Genomic DNA, 19,970 nt, shown 5'->3' on the forward strand with positions numbered 1-19,970 from the left:
ATCCTTCCTTGCCCCATGAAGCGGGCCCGCCCATCGCTGCGAACGATCGGACGGGCCCGTGACCGGATGGAGGTCCAATCAGTGAACGATGCCAAATCCACCGGCCCCGAGTCGACCATTCCCGGCTGGCGGTTGATCCTCAGTGATGCCGGACGGCTGTGGGCCAGCAGGGAGCAGCCCTTCTGCGCCCTCGGGTTCCACGCCGGGGCCGAGCGGACGGTCGACGCCGACAGCCTGGAGGCGCTGCGGGCCGAGACCGAGCGACAGGAGACCATCGCGCGACAGGCACGGCGGCGGGCCGCCGGACAGGTGGTCTCGTGATCCGCCGCTGCCTGGCCGCCGCGCGCGGCCGCCACCGCGACGGCCAGACCGTCGCCCCGGTCCCGCACTACACCTGGGACCACGAGGCCCGCGCCGAGGCCGCGATGTTGCAGATCACCTGGCCCGGCTGGGCCGTGCTCTACGGCACCGGCAGCCGCCTCTTCCACGCCATCGCCACCTGGCCCACCCCCGAACCGCTGCTGCTGTGCGACCGGACCATCGACGGACTGAAGGCGCAGATGCGCGAGGCCGAGACGACCTCGCTCCTGCAGCGTTGGGCACTCACCTCCACCTCGGCCACCATCGGCCACTTCTGAACGGGCACGGCGGCCCCGAGCCGCCGTGCCACCGGTCGCGTACCGCACGGGGATGAAACGTGGCAGTCGAAGACGCAGACGGGACCGCCCGTCCAGCCCGCGTCGTCCGGACAAAGGAGCCCCCCATGACTGAGCACGAACCAACCGCGCAGGACATAGCCGCGATGGACGAGGCGGAACGCGCCCAGTGGTTCTATGACAATCGCGAGCAAGTGGCCGAAGAGTCCACACCTGTCATCTTTGACGGGTGTGGCGCGCCCAGCCTTCGTCGAGGAGTCGGAACCCTGCATCGATGGTTGATTCTGGATCTGCCTCGTGGGTGGCGCTGAGCTGGATCTGCAGGGCGAAGCGGACGTAGAAGCGGATCTCGTCGTTCGGCTCCGTGAGCCCGAACTCCTTGGTGATCGCGGCAACCAGGGCGCCCTCATGGCGGAACCACATCTTCTCCGCGTAATCGACAAGGGCCGGCGTCTCTTCCATGAGGGTGAGGATCTGGCGTTGGGGCCCGGACCTCATCGCGGCGATCTCGGAGAGGTAGTGCGCCTTCAGCGCGTCGGAGATCGTAGTCCCCGGCGCCCGGCCGCTTACCGCGGCCACGAGGCGCTCATGCCGTTCGTCCTCGTCGCTGAAGACAAGCGCCTCCTTCTGCGGGAAATGCGTGAAGACCGTCTTGGGTGAGACGTCCGCCTTGTCCGCGATCTCGCGAACGCTGACCCCGTCGAAACCGCGCTCCAGAAAGAGCGCCGTTGCCGCCTCCAGGATCGCCGCCCGCGTTGCCGCCTTCTTGCGCTCACGCCGTCCCACGGCCGTTCCATCAACCATGGCCAGATCCTACTAGTGCCGAACTCCAACTACATTGACGGTAAAAGTAGTCTCGATATACTAAGTGTGTGAGTGAAGTTAAGTCGGCGGCTGGGGCCCCGATGCTGCACCGACCCCGGCGCCCAGCGCCGACACCAGAAAGGACCATGACCATGGCCGGCAACATCAACTCGCTCTCGAACCTCGAACGAAACGAACCCGTGAACGACGCAGAGCCTGAAGCGCTCGTCCCCGACGCGCGTCGGCCTTCGCAGCGCCGAACCGCGGGAGTACTGCTCATCGCCGGGCCGGTGATCTTCTTGCTCGCCGAGTTCATCGCCGCCGCGGCATGGACAGATCCGCCCTACAGCTACACGTATCACTTCATCAGCAATCTCGGAGTCCACGGGCCCTCGACACTGTTCGGGCAGTACATGTATTCACCACTGGCATGGGTGATGAACACCGGCTTCTTCCTGTTCGGGATCACAATCCTGGCCGGTGTGGCCGTGCTGCGCGGTCTGCTGGGTTGGCACCGCTGGGCAGCGCTTGTGCCTGCGACGCTGCTGGCCGCCGGCGGCGTCCTGCTGGGATTGTTCCCCGGATCCGGCGAGGCGATGAACGACGGCACCGGCGACTTCCATGCCTTGGGCGCCTTGGCAGGCTTCGTCGGCGCTAACGTACTGGCCATCGTGCTCGGGAGCATGCACCGACGCGTCGGACTCTCTCTGAAACTCGGGCGAACGCTGGTCACGGTCGGCGTGATCGGTCTGGTTTCGATGGTGGCCTACTTCGCCGACCTCATTTCCGGGGCCAACGTCCTCGTCGGCCTCATCGAACGCGGCGCCGTCCATCCGTTCCTGCTCGGCCTCAGCTGCGCGGGAGTTTCAATCGGGCGTAGCTCTTCCTCAGTGACGTGATCTCAGCCGAGTTCCGGTAGGTGGTCGTGCTCGAAATGCGTGAGGACAAGCGCGGCGCGAGCGATGTCACCGACTACGCCGGGGCCGGCGGCGACCCGAGCCTCGTGCAAATCAGGTGCTTGATCCCTTCGGCGCTGTAGCGGTAGGCCGTGGCGCGAGGGACACGGTGATCGCAGCCGGGTTTGGGGATGTCGTGCTCGCTCCGGAACCAGCGCAGGATCAGCACCGCCTGCCAGAACGGCGTCAGGGCACGGCCGCCTCGGGGAGTCCCGAGGCGGCGACGTTCGGGGTCACTCAGTCCTGGTTGGGGATCTCCAGGCGGGAGAGGGTCTGCGAGCAGGAGGCGTTCCTGATCGCCGGTCGCCGGGCCAGGAGTTCCCGCGCCTCGCGGCGGGCCAGGTTCCAGCCGTTCCAGGGGTCTGGTCCGGCCAGGTCGTTGGCCGCGATCACGTCCAGCAGGACGCAGCTGCGGGACGGTTCCGGCAACCGGTCCAGTGCGGGGACCGCCTCGGCGCCGAGGTCGCCCAGGTATTCGAGATCGATCCGGTTCACGCCCCGTACCGCGATCTGGGTCTCCGCGACCCGCAGGTCGGGGTTCCACGCCGCGAACGCCAGCAGCGAGGCGCTCGTCATCAGCACCAGGGTCCTGGGCAGCCAGCGCGCGTGCCCGCGCCTGGTGAGCCGGGCCGCGCCCGCCATGAGGACCAGCGCGAAGACCCCGCCCAGCCACCAGATGGTCGCCACCACCGAGGCCCGCAGCCGGGAGAGCCCGTAGACCTCGGTGTACAGGTCCAGGCGGTGCAGCGCGGAGAAGAGGATCACCAGGGTCAGCACGCAGAGCAGGCCGAGCAGGCCGGCCATCAGCCACCGGTCGAAGCCCTTGAGATCCAGCGTCCCCGAGGCGACCGCGACGATCGCCAGCACGAAAACGCTGACGACGACGAGCTGGAAGAACCCCGAACGCGCGTACTCGGCGTAGGTCAGCCCGGTGGCTGAGGCCACCCACCGGGTGGTGCCGAACAGCACGGTGAGCTGCATCCCCACGAACGTGGCGAACAGCAGGTTGAGCGCCGTCAGCGGGGTCACCCAGAGAGCGCGGCCGGCCGTGATCTTCAGGTCGGGGGCCTTCGGCTCGGCCACCGGCCGCAGGCCGACCAGCACCGCGGAGGCCACCACGACCGCGAAGACCACGAAGAGCAGGATCCGCAGCGGCAGCGACTCGGCCCAGTCCTGCGCGCTGAACAGCTGCTCGACGGCCTCGGCGAAGACCGCGTCCGCCGAGGCGAACAGCGCCCCGAACACCGCCAGCAGCACGACGGTCAGCCCGCCCCCCAGCAGCAGGGGGACCATCTTCCTGATGTTCGTGAGACCCTTCAGCCGCGCGCCGAGGAACCACGGCACCGGCAGCAGGCCGAGAAGCACCGACGCGCCTCCCCTGAGCACCCCGAACCAGCCGCGCCCGGCCCCCGACAGAGCGAGCGCGGCCAGCAGGAACCCGGCCAGCAGGACCATCCCGACCAGCCAGTCGGCGTCCCTGAACAGCACCGTCGCGACCAGCCCGTAGGCGATCGCCCCCATCCCGGCCGACCACGGGGTGATCCTGCCGCGCACCGCCGGAATCGCCGCCGCCCCCATGGCCGCGGAGACCAGCACGAGCCCGAGCCCCGCCCTGCTGTACGGCACCGCGATCGCGGCGAGCAGCCCGACGGCGACGGAGACCGGCAGCACCCACCGAGGGGTGTCCGGCAGGTCGGGCCGGGGGAAGAGGGGCGGCGCCTCGTACCCGCCGGGGCCTCCGGGGCTTCCCTGTGGCCGAACAGCCGGTCGGTACTCCTCCCGGACCGGCGCGAACCCCCCCGGGGCTCCCACCGGTTGCGCCGCTCTCCCCTTCTCCTGGACCTCCGGTACGGTGACGCGCTGCGCGAGGGGTCCCCGCGCGGGGGGCCGCTCCGGGAGCGGTTCGCCGGCGGGCCAGGTCTCGTTGGTGGGCGTGGTGGCGCCGATGACCGTGCCGACGAACGCACCGATCGTGGAGAGAACAGCGCCGACGAAAGCGGCCAGCAGGACGTCGAAGACCGCGAGGCCGAGGCCCGCGATCACCGCGCAGACCAGTCCGGCGACACCTCCGAGGAAGAGTCCGAGGAACGCCCCGGGCCAGTTCCGCACCACGACCTGCTCCCGGCGCGCATCCCCGGGCCGCCTGTCCCGGACGAGGACCGGCCGGGGGGGAAACGGCTGCGCGGGCGGAGGGGGTGGCCCGATGGGCGCTTCGGAGTCCGTGGGGGCGGACACCATCCGGGGTCCGGGCTCCCCGGCGGTGACCTCCCGTCGAGGAGCACCGGTCGCGGTCGGCCCGGAGGCCCCGGCCGGTTCGCCGGAACCGGAGTCGATCCCGGCGGCCTCGCGAGGATCCGGCTGCCGATCATCCCCTGAGATCTCGTGAGGTTCCCGAGCACTCCCGGTGACCTCGTGACGCTCGCCGATCCCCGTTCGCGTACCGCTCACGTGCGGGACGGAAGGCGTGGACGCGGTGAGATCTTCGGGGACCTTCTCCGGGACGGAAGGCGTCGAGACGGCGGGATCCACAGGGACCTCGTGCACAGTGGACGGGGCGGGCACCGGATCCGTACGAGTCGTGCTCACAGGGGCCTTGTCCGGGGCGGAAAGCGCGGAGGCACCGGAGGGCACCGAGGTCCCGGGATCCACAGGGACCTTGCCCGGGACGGCGCCGTTCACCTCCGGGGAATTCACCTCCGAGGAATTCACCCCGGAGGAGGAAGGCTCCTTGGCGGGCGAGGACGGGGTGGTCATCTCAATCCTTTCCGGGAGGTCGGTCACGATGTGGCAGCCGGGACCGTCCGCTACGTGGATGGAGCCGCCGTGCAGCTCGACGATCTCCTTGGTGATGGCCAGGCCCAGCCCGGCGCCGCCGTCGTCGGCGGCCCGTCCGGCGTCCAGGCGGGAGAAGCGCTCGAACGCCCGCGCCCGGTCCTCGGCCGCGATCCCCGGCCCCTGGTCGCTCACCCGGAGCCGGACGCCCTCTCCCCCGGCCGCCGCCGCCAGCACCACGGTCCCGCCGTCGGGACTGTGCCGCACCGCGTTGTCCAGCAGGTTGGCGAGGACCTGCGCGAGCAGGTCGGGGTCGGCGCGCACGCTCAGCCCTTCCGGAACCTCGCAGCGGGCCGTCACGCCCTCCCTGGCCAGTACGGCCTCCCGGAGGGCCTGCTCGCAGAGCGGGCGCAGCTCGACGTCCTCACGCTCGATCAGCCGGGCACCCGACTCCAGCCGGGACAGGTCGAGCAGTTGCGCGACCAGCCGGCCCAGCCGCTCGGTCTGGGCGAGCGCGGTGCCGAGGGTGACGGGATCGGGCTCCGAGACCCCGTCGACCACGTTCTCCAGTACCGCCCGGAGCGCGGTGATCGGCGTGCGGAGCTCGTGGCTGACGTTGGCCACCAGATCCCGCCGCTGCCGGTCCACCTCGCCCAGGTCGGCGGCCATCGCGTTGAAGGCCCGGGCGAGCTCGCCGACCTCGTCACGGGAGGTCGCGGTGACCCGCAGGCCGTACCGGCCCTTGGCGATGGTCTGCGCGGCGGCGGCCATCTCGCGGAGCGGTTTGGTCATCCCCCGCGCGAGCAGCTGCACCATGATCATCGCGAACACGGCGGCCACCGCGACGCGCACGTCGCGCGAGTAACCGGCGTTGAGGCCGACCTCGTTGACGACGAACGCCGCCGCCACGGCCAGCAGGATCACCATGCCGAGCTTCGCCTTGATCCGGCCAAGGAAGTCGAGAGGTCTCAAAGGTCGGCGCATCCCGGTGTCGGAGGGAAAGGGCATACAGGGGTTGAGTGCCGGGGAGGGCGATCGGTTCGCGCCGAGGGCTCCCGGCCGTAGCGGAACCCGCGTCGACGGCGTGTGCTCCATTCCGCAGCGGAGGTCGCGAGCGCGTGGCCGCGGACCCGAGGTCGCCGGGGCGTGCGTTCACTGCCGCACCAGGGCGTAACCGACGCCGTGGACGGTACGGACGACGCCGGGGCCGAGCTTGCGGCGCAGGGCGCGGACGTGGCTGTCGACGGTACGGGTGGCCGCGGCCTCGGAGAAGCCCCAGATGTCGGCCAGCAGCCGCTCCCGCTCGAAGACCTGGCCGGGGCGCTCGGCGAGGCGGCAGAGCAGGTCGAACTCGGTCCTGGTCAGCTGGGCCTCGTCGCCCCGCACGTAGACCCGCCGCTCGGCGGTGTCTATCTCGACGTCGGCGACGCGGATGACCGTGTCGGCCACGGCCAGTTGGGAGGCCCGCTCGACCCGGCGGAGCAGGGCGTGCACCCGGGCGACCAGCTCGCGCATGCTGAACGGCTTGGCCATGTAGTCGTCGGCCCCGACCCCGAGCCCCACCAGCAGGTCGGTCTCCTCACCCAGCGCGGTGAGCATGAGCACCGGGACCGGCCTGGCCGCCTGCATCCGCCGGCACACCTCAAGGCCGTCGAGTCCGGGCAGCAGCCGGTCGAGCACCACCACGTCGGGTGCCGTCTTCGCGTAGGCGGCCAGCGCCGCCTCCCCGTCCCCGACGACGCGCACGTCGAAGCCCTCGGCGGCCAGCCTGTGGCGTACGGCCCGCGCGATCGTCTCGTCGTCCTCGACCACGAGGACACGTCGTTGCTGAGGGGTTGCCATGCCCGGCAGCGTAGACCGGAGCCGTGCAGAAGACCTGTGGTGAATTGTGAAGGTTCTGCGCACTCACCGGGTGCGCCGTCTCCGGTGAACACGGATGGACGACACCGCATCCGGCGATCGCGGGTTCCCTCCGTCCGGTCGCGTCCACGGAGGTGAGGTATACGAGTATCCGAGTTCGGGTGGGCGGATCAGAGTCGCGCGGTGGGGGCCGGGACCGCTCGACCGTGCCGGACCCCGTACCGCCCCGGATTAGGGTCTCGCTGCGGGGTGGGTAGGAGGTCAGCGGACCGTGATCCGGTACCCCACCCCTGGCGTCGTGGTGATGGCCGGGGGCTCGCCGAGTTTGCGGCGCAGGCGGCCGATGGTGACCGTGACGGTATTGGTCAGGGGGTTGGCGTGTTCGTCCCACACCTGTTCGAGCAGGTCCTCGGCGCTGAGGAAGGCGGGGGCGGCGCGCAGGAGGGCTTCGAGCAGTGCGAACTCTTTGACCGACAAATCCAGATGCCGGCCGTCGCGGGTGGCGGTACGGCGCAGCGGGTCGAGCTCGATGCCGGCCGCGCGCAGCGTGCGGGGCCGGGCGGTGGGCCGGCGGCGGGCCAGGGAGCGGATGCGCAGCACCAGCTCGGGGAAGTGGAAGGGCTTGGCCAGGTAGTCGTCGGCCCCCAGGGTCAGGCCGGTGACTCGGTCGACGGGCGAGTCGGCGGCGGTCAGCATCAGGACCATGACGCGGTCGTCGCGTTCAGTGATCATCTGGCAGAGGGTGTCGCCGTGGATGCCTGGCAGGTCTCGGTCGAGGACGATCACGTCGTAGGCGTTGAGGTCCAGCTTGGCGGCGGCCTCCAGGCCGTCGTAGGCCACGTCCACGGCCATGCCCTGATCGCTCAGACCTTCGACGAGTACGTCGGCGAGGGGGCGGGCGTCCTCCACCACGAGCACCCTCATGCCGGAACCTCCGCCGGCACGGCCGCCAGGGGCAGCGAGACGGCGACTCGGAGGCCGCCCTCTGGCCGGGCCCGCAGGTCGAGGGCGCCGCCGTGTGCGGCGGCGATGGCTGTGACGATCGAAAGGCCGAGCCCGGAGCCGTTGCCGGAGTGGGTGCGGTCGGCGCCGAGTCGCTGGAAGGGCTGCGCCAGTCGGCCGACCTGCTCCTGGTCGAGGACGCGTCCGCCGGTCTCGACGACGAGCTGGGCTGTTGTGCCGTCGGTGGTGGTGGCCAGGCGGATCCAGCCGCCTTGGTGGTTGTGGGTGATGGCGTTGTCGATGATGTTGTCGATCATTCGGGTGAGGAGCGTCCTGTTTCCCTGTGCCCACGCGCTGTCGTCGACGGCGTCCGTGGAGTGGACGGTGAGGTTGTTGGCGGTGATGTCGGCGGCCCGGGCGTCCAGGGCGACGGTCGCCAGCCGGCGGAGCGAGAGCGTCGTGCGGTCGGCCAGGGCACCGTGCTGGGTGCGGGCGAGCACGAGGAAATCTTCGAGGAGCCGGTCGACCTGGTCGAGCTCGGTGCGGAGCCGGCCGGCCAGCGCGGCGGTCTGCCGAGGTACGGGCTCCGGCTTGGCCAGGGCCACGTCCAGGGACGCGCGCATGGTGGCCAGTGGGGTGCGGAGCTCGTGGGAGGCGTTGGCGACGAACCGGCGTTGCGCGGCGAACGAGCTCTCCAGCCGTTCCAGCAGCTCGTCGATGGTGTCGGCGAGGTCCTTGACCTCGTCGGCCGGGCCCTGCGCGGCCAGCCGCTCGTGCAGGTTGTCGGCGGAGATCCGGCGGGTGGCCGCAGTGATCATCCGCAGCGGGCGCAGCACCCGGCCGGCGACGACCCGGCCCAGGATGACCGACACCACGGCCATGACCGTGAGCGCCACCGCCGAGCCGATCAGGAGCTGGCGTGACTGGGCCGCGTGGGTGTCCGACAATTGAGCCTGAAGCCAGGCGATGCGATCGGTGGCGGCGGCGAGCGTGGCCGGCTCGACCGGCGGGGTCCCAGGAGGTGCGGATTGGCTGACCCGCGTCCCTCCGAGGCCCACGAGATTGGTGATCGCCAACAGCCCGACGGCGGACAGCAGGAACATGGCACCGTACAAGACGGTGAAGCGCAGTCGTACGGTGCGCGCCGGTCGTCGCCACTTTCGCATGCGTTCCAGGATGCCGTGCCGGACCTAACAACGATGTGACAGCCTCTGTTCGGCCCGTGTTAGGGCCGGGTCCGTACAACCGATCGCATGCGAGCAACCATCGAAGTCAACGGGCTGCGTAAACGGTTCGGCCAGACCCTGGCGCTGGACGGCATGTCGTTCACCGTGCCGCCCGGCCGGGTCACCGGGTTCGTCGGCCCCAACGGAGCGGGCAAGTCCACCACGATGCGGGTGATTCTCGGCCTGGACGCGGCCGACAAGGGCCATGCGCTGATCGGCGGACGGCCGTACACCAGCCTGCGCAACCCGCTCACCCACGTCGGCGCGTTGCTCGACGCCGGTGCGCTGCAGCCGGGCCGCACCGCGCGCAACCACCTGCTGTGGCTGGCCCACTCCCAGGGCCTGGACGGCAGGCGGGTCGACGAGGTGCTCCAACAGGTCGGATTGCAGTCCGCGGCCCGGCGTAAGGCGGGCGGCTTCTCGCTGGGCATGCGCCAGCGGCTCGGTATCGCGGCCGCGCTGCTCGGGGACCCGCCGGTGCTCATGCTGGACGAGCCGGTCAACGGCCTGGATCCCGAGGGCATCGTGTGGATGCGCGGTTTCCTGCGGTCACTGGCCGGTGAGGGGCGGGCCGTGCTGGTGTCCAGCCATCTGATGGGTGAACTGGAGGACACCGCCGACCATCTCGTGGTGGTGGGCAAGGGCCGCGTCATCGCCGACACCAGCGTGGCCGCCCTGATCGCGACCGCCTCCCGCGGCCGGGTCACACTGCGTACGGCGGCGCGCTCGGAGGCGATGGCGGCGCTGGGTCACGCCGGCGCCACGACGGCCGCGGCCGATCGCGACACGATCGTCGTCTCGGGGCTGCCGCCGGAGCACATCGTGGCGGTACTCAACGCCAACGGGGTGCCGTTCTCCGAGGTGGCGACGGACCGGGTGACGCTGGAGCAGGCCTACATGGACCTCACCGCCGATGCGGTCGAATACCGGGGAGCGGCACGATGAGCGCCCCTCCACACCGCTCGGAACCGCAGGCCGGCCGTGGAGGCTTCGGGCGGTTGCTGCGCGCCGAGTGGACCAAGTTCAGGACGGTACGCGGCTGGGTGGTCACCATGACCGCGGCGGCGCTGGTGACCGTGCTGTTCGGACTGCTGTCCGCGTCCAGCAACCACGCCTCGTGCAGTGCCGGTCCGATCGAGGTCGCCTGTCCCCCGCCTCTGGTCGGCCCGGGCGGCGAAGCGGTGGACGACAAGTTCTATTTCGTGCACCGGCCGCTGGCCGGGGACGGCGGCATCACCGTCCGCCTCACCTCCATGACCGGCCGGATCCGTAAGCCCGATGTCATCCCGGGGCAGCGCAACGTGGTGCCCGGGGTCGTGCCATGGGCGAAGGCCGGAGTCATGATCAAGGAGAGCACCAGGCAGGGCTCCGCCTACGCGGCGGTGATGATGACCGGCGAGCACGGGGTGCGGATGCAGCACGACTTCACCCACGACGTGGCCGGCCGGCCGGGCGGCGTCTCCCGGCAATCGCCGCGATGGCTCCGGCTGATCCGCTCCGGCGACACCCTCACCGGGTACGAATCCGCCGACGGCACCGAGTGGGCCCAGATCGGCACCGCGACCCTGACCGGACTACCGCAGACCGTCCAGGTCGGCATGTTCGCCACCTCTCCCGGCGACCTCACGGTCACACGGGGAGATCTCGGCGGGTCCGGCTCTGCGGCCCGCTTCACCGAAACCACCGGCGAGTTCGACCAGGTCATGCTCCAGGGCAACGCGTCCGGCGCGTGGCGCAACGACGACATCGGTGCCATCGTCGCGCCCGACGGGTCGGCGCACCACCCGGGCCGCGCCGGCCGGTCCGGCGGCACCTTCTCCGTAACCGGCGTCGGCGACATCGCGCCGACCATCGAGGGCACCACCCCCGAACGTCCCCTCAGCAGCGCGCTGATCGGCCTGATCCTGGTGATCGTGGTGGCGGTCATGTTCATCACCGCCGAGTACCGGCACGGCCTGATCCGCATCACCCTGCTGGCCGGCCCGCGCCGCGGCCGGACGCTGGCGGCCAAGGCACTGGCGCTCGGCCTGGTCACCTTCGCCGCCGCCCTGCCCGCCATCGCGATCACGTTCACGGCCGGCGGGCGGATCCTGCGCGACAACGGCAACACCGTCCTCCCGGTGTCCCTGCTCACCCAGATGCGCATCGTGGTCGGCATGGCGGCGCTGTTCGCACTGGCCGCCGTGCTCTCCCTCGCCCTCGGCACGCTGCTGCGGCGCAGCGTCGCGGCGGTCATCACCGCCATCGCGGTGATCGTGGTCCCGCACGTCCTGGCGACCACCTCGGTCCTGCCCGACAGCGCCGCGCGATGGCTGCTGCGCCTCACCCCGGCGGCCGGCTTCGCCATGCAGCAGAGCATCCCGCAGTACGCGCACGTGCTCGGCCACTACGCGCCCACCGCCGGGTTCTACCCGCTGCCGCCGTGGGCCGGTCTGGCCGTACCGGCCGGCTATACCGCGCTCGCCCTCGGCTTGGCCGTCCACCGACTCCGCCGGAGGGACGCATGAGACATCCCCATCGGGACCTCCCCTGGTGCCGCGGGAGGAGTGCGTGACAGAGCGCCTGCATGCGGAATGGACGAAACTCCGTACCCTGGCCGGCACCGGCCGGCTGCTGCTCGCGATCGTGGTGCTGACCGTCGCCGGCAGCGTCGCGGCCTCCGCCGTCGTGTCCTGTACCTCGGAAGGCTGCGGCTACGACCCCGCCAGGATCAGCCTCTTCGGGGTCCAGGTGAGCCAGGCGGTCGTCGCCGTCCTGGCCGTCCTGACGATCACCGGCGAGTACGGCACCGGCATGATCCGCCTCACCCTGACCGCCATGCCGCGCCGGACCGGCGTCCTGGCCGCCAAGGCGATCATTCTGGTCGGCTTGACCCTGATCGCCGGGAGCGTCGCCGTGCTCGCCTCCGCGCTTGCCGCGCCGCGCATCCTGCTCGGCAACGGCTTCCCCGCCGAAACGCTCATCCTCACCAGCGGTCCCATGCTGCGCGCCGCCGTCGGCTCGGTCCTCTACCTGGCGCTGATCGCCCTGTTCAGCCTGGGGGTCGCCACCGCCGTACGAGATTCCGCCACCGCCGTCGGGGTCGTGCTCGGCCTGCTCTACCTCTTCCCCGCCCTCATTCTCATGATCGCTGACGATGACCTGCAGCGGCTTCTCTGGCAGATCTCCCCGATGAATGCCGGGCTCGCCGTCCAGGCCACCACCAACCTCGCCACCCTCCCCCTCAGCCCATGGGCCGGCCTGGGGGTACTCGCCGCATGGGCCACCGCGGCGCTCCTGGGCGGCGGGCTGCTCCTGCGAATGCGCGACGCATAGCCGCCAGCCGGATCTCGGGCGACAGGTGGGGCCGGACGCCCCGGGCAGGAACCGCCATCATCACCGGCGCCGTGCCCCTGCTACCCGCGCCAAGACCCGAGGCGTGGCCGTCGGCCCCGCCGGGGAAGCACCGGGCGGGGCCTCCGCGAGGGCGAAGACCCCGCTCGGTTCTCACCGTCAGGCGAGGACCAGGCGGCGGCCGGTGATCCGGTAGCCGATCCGGGCGAACGATGCCGCCATGGGCCTGTTGCCCACATCGGTGTTGTCGTTCACCTCGGGCTCACCCTCGGCGCTGAAGATGTGCAACGCCTCGATGGCCAGGTCGTCGGCGTAACCGTGACCGCGGTGGGCCGGGTCCACCCCGAGATAGCCGATCGTGGCGCTCCTGGAGTTGCGGGTGGGCATCACGATGCCGACGAGCTCACCCGACGCGTCACGGGCGAGCCGCCACCGGGCGCGTCCGCCCGGCATGTCCGCGACGTCGGCCACGGTCTGCTCGGCCGTCGCCCGCGCGCCCTGCTCCGCGAGGTGGCGCCGGTCCCAGTCGTCGAGGCTGCCCTCTGTGACGCGTGCCAGCAGGTCCAGCATCGTCTCGTCGTCGTCGACCGGGGCGAAGGTGAGCCGGGCGGGCCTGGGCGGCAGGCCGTACTCGGGAGACCAGCGCAGGTTGAGCCGCTCGACGGACTGCCGCAACCCGGCCCGCTCGGCGGCGGCGATCCGGTCGGAGGCGTCGGCGAGCGCGTCGGGACGCTCCCGCCAGTCGGCGGGCAGGAACAGGTGGTAGTCGGGCCGGGCGCCGGACGGGGTGGCGTACCCGGGCGTGACCAGCACCGCGTACGCGGCCCGCAGCAGGGCGGCGCCCACCTCGACCCGGTCGGGCCCGAAACCGGGGTCGAACCAGTCGAGGCTGAAGGGATGCTCGGAGCCGGGAGGCCCCCAGAATCCGGCCCTGGCGACGACCTCGTCGCCGCGCAGCGCGACCCAGACCCATCCGGACCGGTAGTCGAGCTTGTCGAAGGGCAGGCTGCGGGCGCCCACGCCGGAGGCGGGCAGCGCGCCGTAACGGTGGAACAGGTCGAACTCGTCCGCGTCGAGCGGACGGAAAAGCAGATCGGACAAGGAAGACTCCAGAAAGCGGGTGCGCTTCCCGGTTCTCAGGCGGTCTGTCGCCCGAGGCGGGAGCGCGTGACCAGGGTGGCGAACATCTGCTCCTCACCTCCTCACATTCGAAGGGACGGTCAGGCTACCGGTGTGCCCGTCCCGCCCTCAACCGGACAAACCCGGCGGGGCCGGCGACCGGGATGACCGGCGCCGTACGGCCTGCCTCCCGCGCACCTCGTATCGCGGCGCCGGGCGCCGTACCTGACCTCGCCGGACGCGCCACGAGCAGGCATCGCTAGATCTGTGACCGTCCCGGCGTTACCTTGACGGAGTGATCGATGTCACCGCGTACCTCCGCAGGATCGGCGTCAGGGTCGACGGGCCCCCGAGCGTGGAGTCGCTGCACCTGCTGCACCGGGCACATGTGCAGCGAGTGCCGTACGAATGCCTGGAGATCTGGCTGGGCCGGCCGACGACCGTCGACCCCGCCGAGTCGGCCGCGCGGATCATCGGGGGCCGGGGCGGCTACTGCTACCACCTCAACGGGGCGTTCTCCCTGCTGCTGGAGGCGCTCGGCTACCGGGTGCGGAGGCATGTGGGCGGGGTGCAGGGCAAGGCCGAGGGGCCGCCGAACATAGACGGCGGCCATCTCGTGCTCACCGTCTCCGGCCTGCCCTGCCCGGACAACCCCGGCGGTGAGTGGCTGGTCGACCAGGGCCTCGGCGACGCGATCCACGACCCGCTCCCGCTCGTCGAGGGCACCTACCGGCAGGGCCCCTTCACCTACGGCCTGCGCCCCTCCGGGGTGGAGCCCGGCGGATGGCGGTTCGACCACGATCCGCGCGGCGGCTTCCTCGGCATGGACTTCCGGATCGGCCCCGCCGAGATGTCGGAGTTCGCGGTGATGCACGAGTTCCTGTCCACCTCCCCCGAGTCGGGCTTCGTCCGGGTGGCCACGGTCCAGCGGCGCGACGCGAGCGGTGTCGACGCGATGCGGGGCCTGGTCCTCACCCGGGTCGGCGACCGCGAGCACACCCTGGTCGCGCAGAGCGAACGTGACTACTTCGAGATACTGGCCGACGTCTTCGCCCTCCATCTGTCCGACGTCACCCCTGCCGAACGCGCCAAACTCTGGCAGCGCCTGTGGACCGCCCACGAGAGATGGTCTGATTTCCAGTGATTCGGCCGAACCGGGAGATCTGACCTCCCCCGCCCGTACAGGCGCCTGATCTCGGCTCCAGGCTGTCGATGGCTCGGGATGCGCGGGCGCCCGCCCCGGCTCCATCGCGTTGTGCGGATGCCCATGGCACCGCGTAAGCGGAAACCAGGGCTCAATGCGGCATGCGGAATCCCTTTTCATTGGTTCATGTGCCACTAAGTGACTATGTTGCTGTCCGCGATGGGATAGCGAACGGGGTGAGCAGGATCGACACTCAAGTGCTGGCGGACCGCTATCGGCTGCTCAACCCTCTCTCCGAGGGCGGGGCGGGCACGGTCTGGCTCGCCGCCGACGAGATGCTCGGCCGTGACGTGGCGGTGAAGGAGGTGCGGCTCCCGCCCGACCTCGATCCCGCCAGACGGCAGGAGGTCCTCGCCGCGGCGCTTCGCGAGGCCAACCTCGCCGCCCGGCTCAGGCATCCCTCGATCGTGACCGTCCACGACGTGGTCGTCGACCAGGAACGGCCCTGGCTCGTCATGGAGCTGCTGTCGGGCGCGTCCCTGGAGCAGACGGTCCGCGACCGGAGCCCGCTGCCGGTGCACCAGGTGGCCAGGATCGGCGTGGGCATCCTCGGCGCGCTCGGCGCCGCCCACGCCGCCGGGGTGGTCCACCGTGACGTGAAACCGGGCAACGTCTTCCTCACCAGGACCGGCAAGGCGGTCCTCACCGACTTCGGCATCGCGGTCGTCGACGGCGAGGTCACCTCGGGCCGGACCGGCCACCTGATCGGCTCGCCCAACTACATCGCGCCGGAACAGCTGCGCGGCGAGCGCGGCGGCCCCGCCTCCGACCTGTGGTCCCTCGGCGCCACGCTCTACTTCGCCGTCGAGGGGATGCCGCCGCACCCGGCGGAGACCCCCATCGCGGCGATCGGCCGGGTGCTCACCGAACCGCCCAGGCCGCCGGAACGCGCGGGCGCGCTGGGCCCGCTGCTGATGCGCATGCTCGACCCGGCTCCCGAGGCCCGGCCGTCGTTCGACGCCGTCGCCCGCTCCCTGGCGGAGCTGGCCACCGGCCAGCCGGCCGCCGGAGCCGCCGGAGCCGCCGGGGTCGCCGGGATGCCGGCCGCCGCATCGCCCCCCTCTCCGCCGCCCGCGACCCCTGCCGTCCCTGCCGTCCCTGCCGTCATCGACCCCGTTCCCGCCCTGGTACGGCCGCCCGCGCCGGGCCGGGGGCGTGCGCTGCGATGGGCCGCCGCCGAGATGGCCGGGATCGCGGTGGTCATCGGGGTCACCTTCGGGGTGACGTTCCTGCTGACCTCGGGCCCGACCGCGGCCGAGCAGGTGGTCAGGCTCAGCGAGAGTCCCGGTGCCTTCAGCACCCCGGTGGACGTGTGCAAGCTCATTCCCGCTACCAGGGCCAGGCAACTGCTGCCCGCGCTGGCGGGCGAGGGCAAGCCCACCAACGACGGGGGCTGCCAGTGGCCGGCCAAGGGCATGGGACTGGAGGTGCGTCTCCCCGGTACCGGCAAGCAGTGGGGCAAGAGCCCCCGGCAGGCCCACGAGCTGTTCGTGAACCAGCGCCAGAGCACCATACCGAGCGGGGAGAACGCCTGGAGCTGGCCGGAGATCCAGGCCGGTGTCCGCTCCGCCCGATCCACCGCGCCGAGGGCCGTGGCCCCCGTCGGGGAGGAGTCGTTCGGCTACGACGTCTACGAGAACCGCATGACAGGCAGGCTGGAGCAGAGCTACGTGATCATCCGCGTGGACGGCCTCGTTCTGGAGGTCGGTTACACCGTGGTGGACGGCAGCAAGGACGGTCCGGCGATCCAGGCGGGCGCCCACACAGCCGCGACATGGGTCGCGAACGCGTTGAACAACCAGAAAGCGGGCGAATGAACCATCCAGACGTCCCCCTATCGCAGGGCAGGCACGCGGGCGGGCACACCGCTCCCGCGCCGGGGCCGGGGATCGCCGGAGCCGGGGTCCCGCCCATGCTTGACCAGAGCTCGCTGGAGCAGGTGATCGCCCGGTTCGGGCCGATGTCCCCGCAACGGGCCGCGGTGGTCGGCTTGGCCGTGCTGGACCAGCTCGTGGTGATGCACAGGCAGGGCATGCTGCACGGGGATGTGCGACCGAGCTCGGTGCTGCTCGGCCCGTACGAGCAGATCATTCTCGCCGCGCCTTCCCTGCCGTCCTCGCTCTTCACCTCTCCCGAGGGCGTGACCAGCCCCGCCGCCGACCTGTGGTCGCTCGGCGCGACCCTCTACACCGCCGTCGAGGGCCGTCCGCCGTCGCCGGGCGGCTCCCTGGACAACGCGGGCCCGATCGCGCCCGTGCTGTTCCGGCTGCTCGCGGGCGACCCCTCCCAGCGGCCCGACCCCGACACCCTGCGCAAGATCCTGCTCGACATCTCCCAGCACCGTCCAGAATCTCCCGCCGCACCACTCCCCGTGGGCGCGCCCTCCCAGGTCTCCGGCCCTGCGGGCCCCGCGGCCTCCGTCCCCTTCACCCCCGGGGCTCCGGCGGCCTTCGGGCAGGCGACCCCCCAACCGCAGAGGAGCTCCGGACAGGAGGGTGGGACCGTTCCGGTCACCGAGGCGGAGGTGACCGCGCCCTTGAGAAAGAACCTGACCGAGCAGATATCCGCCGTCACCGCCGGGCTCACCCTCCAGGACGTCCCGGCCCCTCAGCAGGCCGCGCCCCCTCCCTCGAACGCGCCGACCGCCTGGCAGGGCCCGATCCCTCCCCTGGACACACCGTCCGCCTGGCAGAGCCCGCCCCTGGGCCCGCCCCTGGGCCCGCCCCATCCTGGCGTGCCCTTCCAGCACGGTTCCCCGCCGCCTCACTCGAACCCTCCGGACGCGCCCACCTCGGTTGAGCAGGTCCCCGTCCCCGACCCGGTGCGGGAGACGGCGGACGAGCCCACAGAGCGTTCCACCCGGGCGACCGGGGTACTCGTGCCCCGGCCGGTCGTGGCGCTGACCGGGGTGCTGCTCTTCGGCATGGCGGTCAGCATCGGCGTCCTGCTCACCTCGGTGCTCGCCAACGCGGACGACGACGTCTCCGCCGAACCCTCCGGGGCCAAGGGGCGCTTCGCCGCGGCGCCCCGGGCCTGCGGCCTGCTCGACGACAAGCAGGTGAACCAGCTGGTGCCGGGATTCAACAGCTCGGAGGTCGAACACTCGGCGTGCGACTGGCTCAACCGGTACGACTGGCGCAAGCCCAACGTGGAGAAGTACGACCTGCGGGTCCGGCTGATCGCCCAGAAGCAGAACGGGTCGGAGGTCGCCAGGGCGAAGGAGTACCTGGCCGGCAAGAAGAAGGACATCCTCGACAAGGGCCAGTTCGCCACCCCCAAGCCGATCCCGCCCAAGGACCTGCGGGGGATCGGCGAGGAGGCGTTCACCTCCGGCGGGCACAACTCCATCAACCTGTACGGCGGGTCCTACAAGGCGACCGTGGTCTTCCGGATCAGCAATCTGATCGCCGAGGTCGACTACGAGCGGGGCGGCGTCAAGGAGGACCCGGACGGCAAGATCGCCGAAGGCGCGTTGCAGGCGGCGCGCTGGCTCGCCGAGTCCCTGAAGACCGATGGCTGATCCGGTGGCCGGCCCGCTGCCCGTGCTGGCGGGCCGCTACCGGGCGCTCGCACGGCTCGGCGCGGGCGGGATGGGCGTGGTGTGGCGGGCCCGTGACGAGCTCCTGCACCGCGAGGTGGCGATCAAGGAGGTCATCCTCGCTCCGCACCTGTCCCAGGAGCACCGCGACGAGATGCGGGAGCGCACCATGCGCGAGGCCCGCGCCGCCGCCAGGCTCGGGCACCCGTCCATCGTGGCGGTCCACGACGTCATCGCCCAGGACGGCCGCCCTTGGATCGTGATGGACCTGGTCAGGGGCCGTTCGCTGGACGACGCGATCCGCGCCGACGGACCGTTGCCGCCGCGCCGGGTGGCCGCGATCGGCCTGGCCGTACTGGACGCGCTGGCCCTCGCGCACAGCCGGGGCATCATGCACCGCGACGTCAAACCGGCCAACATCATGCTCGCCCAGGACGGCGGGGTGCTGCTGACCGACTTCGGCATCGCCACCGTGGAGGGTGACACCCAGCTCACCTCGCCGGACGCGCTGGTCGGCTCCCCCGGCTACATCGCCCCCGAGCGGCTGCGCGGCACCGGCGACGGCCCGTCCGCCGACCTGTGGTCCCTGGGCGCGACCCTGTACGCGGCGGTCGAGGGCCAGGGGCCCTTCCGGCGCGACACGCCGGTCGCCACCATCGGTGCGGTACTCACCCAGGAGACCCCCTTCCCCTCCCGGGCCGGAGAGCTGGCTCCCGTACTGCTGGCCATGCTGGCCAAGGATCCCCGGCAGCGGCCGGGAGAGACGGGGCTGCGCGCCGCGCTGCGACAGGTCGCCCAGGGACTGCCGCCAGGACCGCTCTCCCCGGCGACCGCGCCGCAGGTACCGCCGCCCCAGGCCGCGGCCCCCCGGTCCACGGCTCCGGCACCGGCGCCGGCAGGACCGCGGCGTACCGGACTGATCGTCGGCGCCGTGCTGGCCGTGGTCGCGACGGCGGTGACCGGTACGGTGCTGCTGACCATGGGCGGGCCGGAGACCCCCGAGGCACCGTCGCGGGCGGCGAACCCCGGGCGGTTCGCCACCGCCCCCGACCCGTGCACGCTGCTGACCGGGCCCCAGGTCAAGGTCGCGGTGCCGAGCGCGTCGCCGCTGTCCATGGAGGCCACCCAGAACAGTGAGCCCTACTGCGGCTGGGACGACCCCCTGGGTGGCAGCCGCACCGACCGCAGGTTGCGAGTCGCGGTCGGTCACAAGGCCCCCACCCCCGGCAAGAGCGGCCCCGACACCGCCCACGCGTTCTTCGTCGCCGAACGCACCTCGGTCGTCGCCGACCAGGGCAACGGCCTCCTGGGTTCCACCGGCCCGCTCAGGAACATCGGCCGGGTCGGGGCGGAGGCGTTCGCCTACGACGTGGTCGCCCTGGACCGGATCCACTCCGTGATCCGGTTCCGGGTGAGCAACCTGCTGGTCGAGGTCAACCTGTCGGAGGCGGGAAAGCGTGCCGGAACCGCACTGCGGCAGGATGCCCTGAAGATCGCACGCCAGGTCTCCGAGGAGCTGAACAGCCGTGACTGAGAAACGCGCCGCGACGGAAGGGTTCG

The 19,970-nt window shown here is 71.6% G+C and carries 16 protein-coding genes; 10 read left to right on the forward strand and 6 right to left on the reverse strand.

Going from position 1 to position 19,970, the window contains the following annotated elements; translation table 11 throughout:
• The first annotated feature begins 81 nt into the window (after nucleotides 1-81).
• Together AB0J58_RS04205 and AB0J58_RS04210 are read left to right on the forward strand one after the other, a co-directional pair.
• On the forward strand, nucleotides 82-321 hold the full coding sequence (locus AB0J58_RS04205) for a hypothetical protein (RefSeq protein ID WP_364209998.1): 240 nt from the start codon (nucleotides 82-84) through the stop codon (nucleotides 319-321).
• The gene (locus tag AB0J58_RS04210; RefSeq protein ID WP_364210001.1) at nucleotides 318-638 is read left to right on the forward strand and encodes a hypothetical protein; all 321 of its coding nucleotides are present in this window, start codon (nucleotides 318-320) and stop codon (nucleotides 636-638) included. Before AB0J58_RS04205 ends, AB0J58_RS04210 begins: the two co-directional genes overlap by 4 nt.
• A 234-nt stretch (nucleotides 639-872) precedes the next feature.
• On the opposite strand, the gene AB0J58_RS04215 is transcribed toward AB0J58_RS04210, so the two are convergent.
• Nucleotides 873-1,460, reverse strand: a complete 588-nt coding sequence (locus tag AB0J58_RS04215) for a helix-turn-helix domain-containing protein (protein ID WP_364210004.1) — start codon at nucleotides 1,458-1,460, stop codon at nucleotides 873-875.
• A gap of 152 nt (nucleotides 1,461-1,612) precedes the next feature.
• Between AB0J58_RS04215 and AB0J58_RS04220 the strand changes: the two genes are divergently transcribed.
• Nucleotides 1,613-2,359: a DUF998 domain-containing protein gene (locus AB0J58_RS04220; RefSeq protein WP_364210007.1), complete on the forward strand. Its 747-nt coding sequence runs from the start codon at nucleotides 1,613-1,615 to the stop codon at nucleotides 2,357-2,359.
• A 294-nt stretch (nucleotides 2,360-2,653) separates the two neighbouring features.
• Here AB0J58_RS04220 and AB0J58_RS04225 read toward each other — a convergent pair whose 3' ends face one another.
• The 4 genes from AB0J58_RS04225 to AB0J58_RS04240 all read right to left on the reverse strand — a co-directional run bounded on the left by AB0J58_RS04225 (nucleotide 2,654) and on the right by AB0J58_RS04240 (nucleotide 9,156).
• The gene (locus tag AB0J58_RS04225; RefSeq protein ID WP_364210010.1) at nucleotides 2,654-6,160 is read right to left on the reverse strand and encodes a DUF4153 domain-containing protein; all 3,507 of its coding nucleotides are present in this window, start codon (nucleotides 6,158-6,160) and stop codon (nucleotides 2,654-2,656) included.
• A 180-nt stretch (nucleotides 6,161-6,340) separates the two neighbouring features.
• Nucleotides 6,341-7,030 (reverse strand): response regulator transcription factor, encoded by a 690-nt coding sequence (locus AB0J58_RS04230; RefSeq protein ID WP_030906926.1) that lies wholly within the window; start codon nucleotides 7,028-7,030, stop codon nucleotides 6,341-6,343.
• Nucleotides 7,031-7,309: 279 nt separating this feature from the next.
• Nucleotides 7,310-7,972 (reverse strand): response regulator transcription factor, encoded by a 663-nt coding sequence (locus tag AB0J58_RS04235; RefSeq protein WP_364210013.1) that lies wholly within the window; start codon nucleotides 7,970-7,972, stop codon nucleotides 7,310-7,312.
• Complete coding sequence (locus tag AB0J58_RS04240; protein ID WP_364210016.1) at nucleotides 7,969-9,156, reverse strand: HAMP domain-containing sensor histidine kinase; 1,188 nt, start codon at nucleotides 9,154-9,156, stop codon at nucleotides 7,969-7,971. The genes AB0J58_RS04235 and AB0J58_RS04240 overlap by 4 nt, the downstream gene beginning before the upstream one ends.
• Nucleotides 9,157-9,243: 87 nt before the next feature.
• Between AB0J58_RS04240 and AB0J58_RS04245 the strand changes: the two genes are divergently transcribed.
• The 3 genes from AB0J58_RS04245 to AB0J58_RS04255 are packed head-to-tail and all read left to right on the forward strand — an operon-like array spanning nucleotide 9,244 to nucleotide 12,531.
• Complete coding sequence (locus tag AB0J58_RS04245; RefSeq protein ID WP_364210019.1) at nucleotides 9,244-10,161, forward strand: ATP-binding cassette domain-containing protein; 918 nt, start codon at nucleotides 9,244-9,246, stop codon at nucleotides 10,159-10,161.
• Nucleotides 10,158-11,723: an ABC transporter permease subunit gene (locus AB0J58_RS04250; protein WP_364210022.1), complete on the forward strand. Its 1,566-nt coding sequence runs from the start codon at nucleotides 10,158-10,160 to the stop codon at nucleotides 11,721-11,723. The genes AB0J58_RS04245 and AB0J58_RS04250 overlap by 4 nt, the downstream gene beginning before the upstream one ends.
• A 43-nt stretch (nucleotides 11,724-11,766) precedes the next feature.
• Nucleotides 11,767-12,531, forward strand: coding sequence for an ABC transporter permease (locus AB0J58_RS04255; RefSeq protein ID WP_364210025.1), 765 nt, complete (start codon nucleotides 11,767-11,769; stop codon nucleotides 12,529-12,531).
• A gap of 177 nt (nucleotides 12,532-12,708) precedes the next feature.
• Here AB0J58_RS04255 and AB0J58_RS04260 read toward each other — a convergent pair whose 3' ends face one another.
• A complete protein-coding gene (locus AB0J58_RS04260) occupies nucleotides 12,709-13,650 on the reverse strand; it encodes a GNAT family N-acetyltransferase (RefSeq protein ID WP_364210028.1) in 942 nt (313 codons plus the stop codon).
• 313 nt (nucleotides 13,651-13,963) lie between these two features.
• Here AB0J58_RS04260 and AB0J58_RS04265 point away from each other — a divergent pair, with 313 nt between their 5' ends.
• The 4 genes from AB0J58_RS04265 (at nucleotide 13,964) to AB0J58_RS04280 (ending at nucleotide 19,944) form a co-directional block, all read left to right on the forward strand.
• Nucleotides 13,964-14,812: an arylamine N-acetyltransferase gene (locus tag AB0J58_RS04265; protein WP_364210031.1), complete on the forward strand. Its 849-nt coding sequence runs from the start codon at nucleotides 13,964-13,966 to the stop codon at nucleotides 14,810-14,812.
• Between the two features lie 236 nt (nucleotides 14,813-15,048).
• On the forward strand, nucleotides 15,049-16,689 hold the full coding sequence (locus AB0J58_RS04270) for a serine/threonine-protein kinase (protein WP_364210034.1): 1,641 nt from the start codon (nucleotides 15,049-15,051) through the stop codon (nucleotides 16,687-16,689).
• Nucleotides 16,686-18,392, forward strand: a complete 1,707-nt coding sequence (locus AB0J58_RS04275; RefSeq protein ID WP_364210037.1) for a hypothetical protein — start codon at nucleotides 16,686-16,688, stop codon at nucleotides 18,390-18,392. The genes AB0J58_RS04270 and AB0J58_RS04275 overlap by 4 nt, the downstream gene beginning before the upstream one ends.
• Nucleotides 18,385-19,944, forward strand: coding sequence for a serine/threonine-protein kinase (locus AB0J58_RS04280; RefSeq protein WP_364210040.1), 1,560 nt, complete (start codon nucleotides 18,385-18,387; stop codon nucleotides 19,942-19,944). Before AB0J58_RS04275 ends, AB0J58_RS04280 begins: the two co-directional genes overlap by 8 nt.
• The last annotated feature ends 26 nt before the right edge of the window (nucleotides 19,945-19,970 follow it).

The sequence above is a fragment of the Streptosporangium sp. NPDC049644 genome, from assembly GCF_040675205.1.
Lineage (GTDB): Bacteria > Actinomycetota > Actinomycetes > Streptosporangiales > Streptosporangiaceae > Streptosporangium > Streptosporangium fukuiense.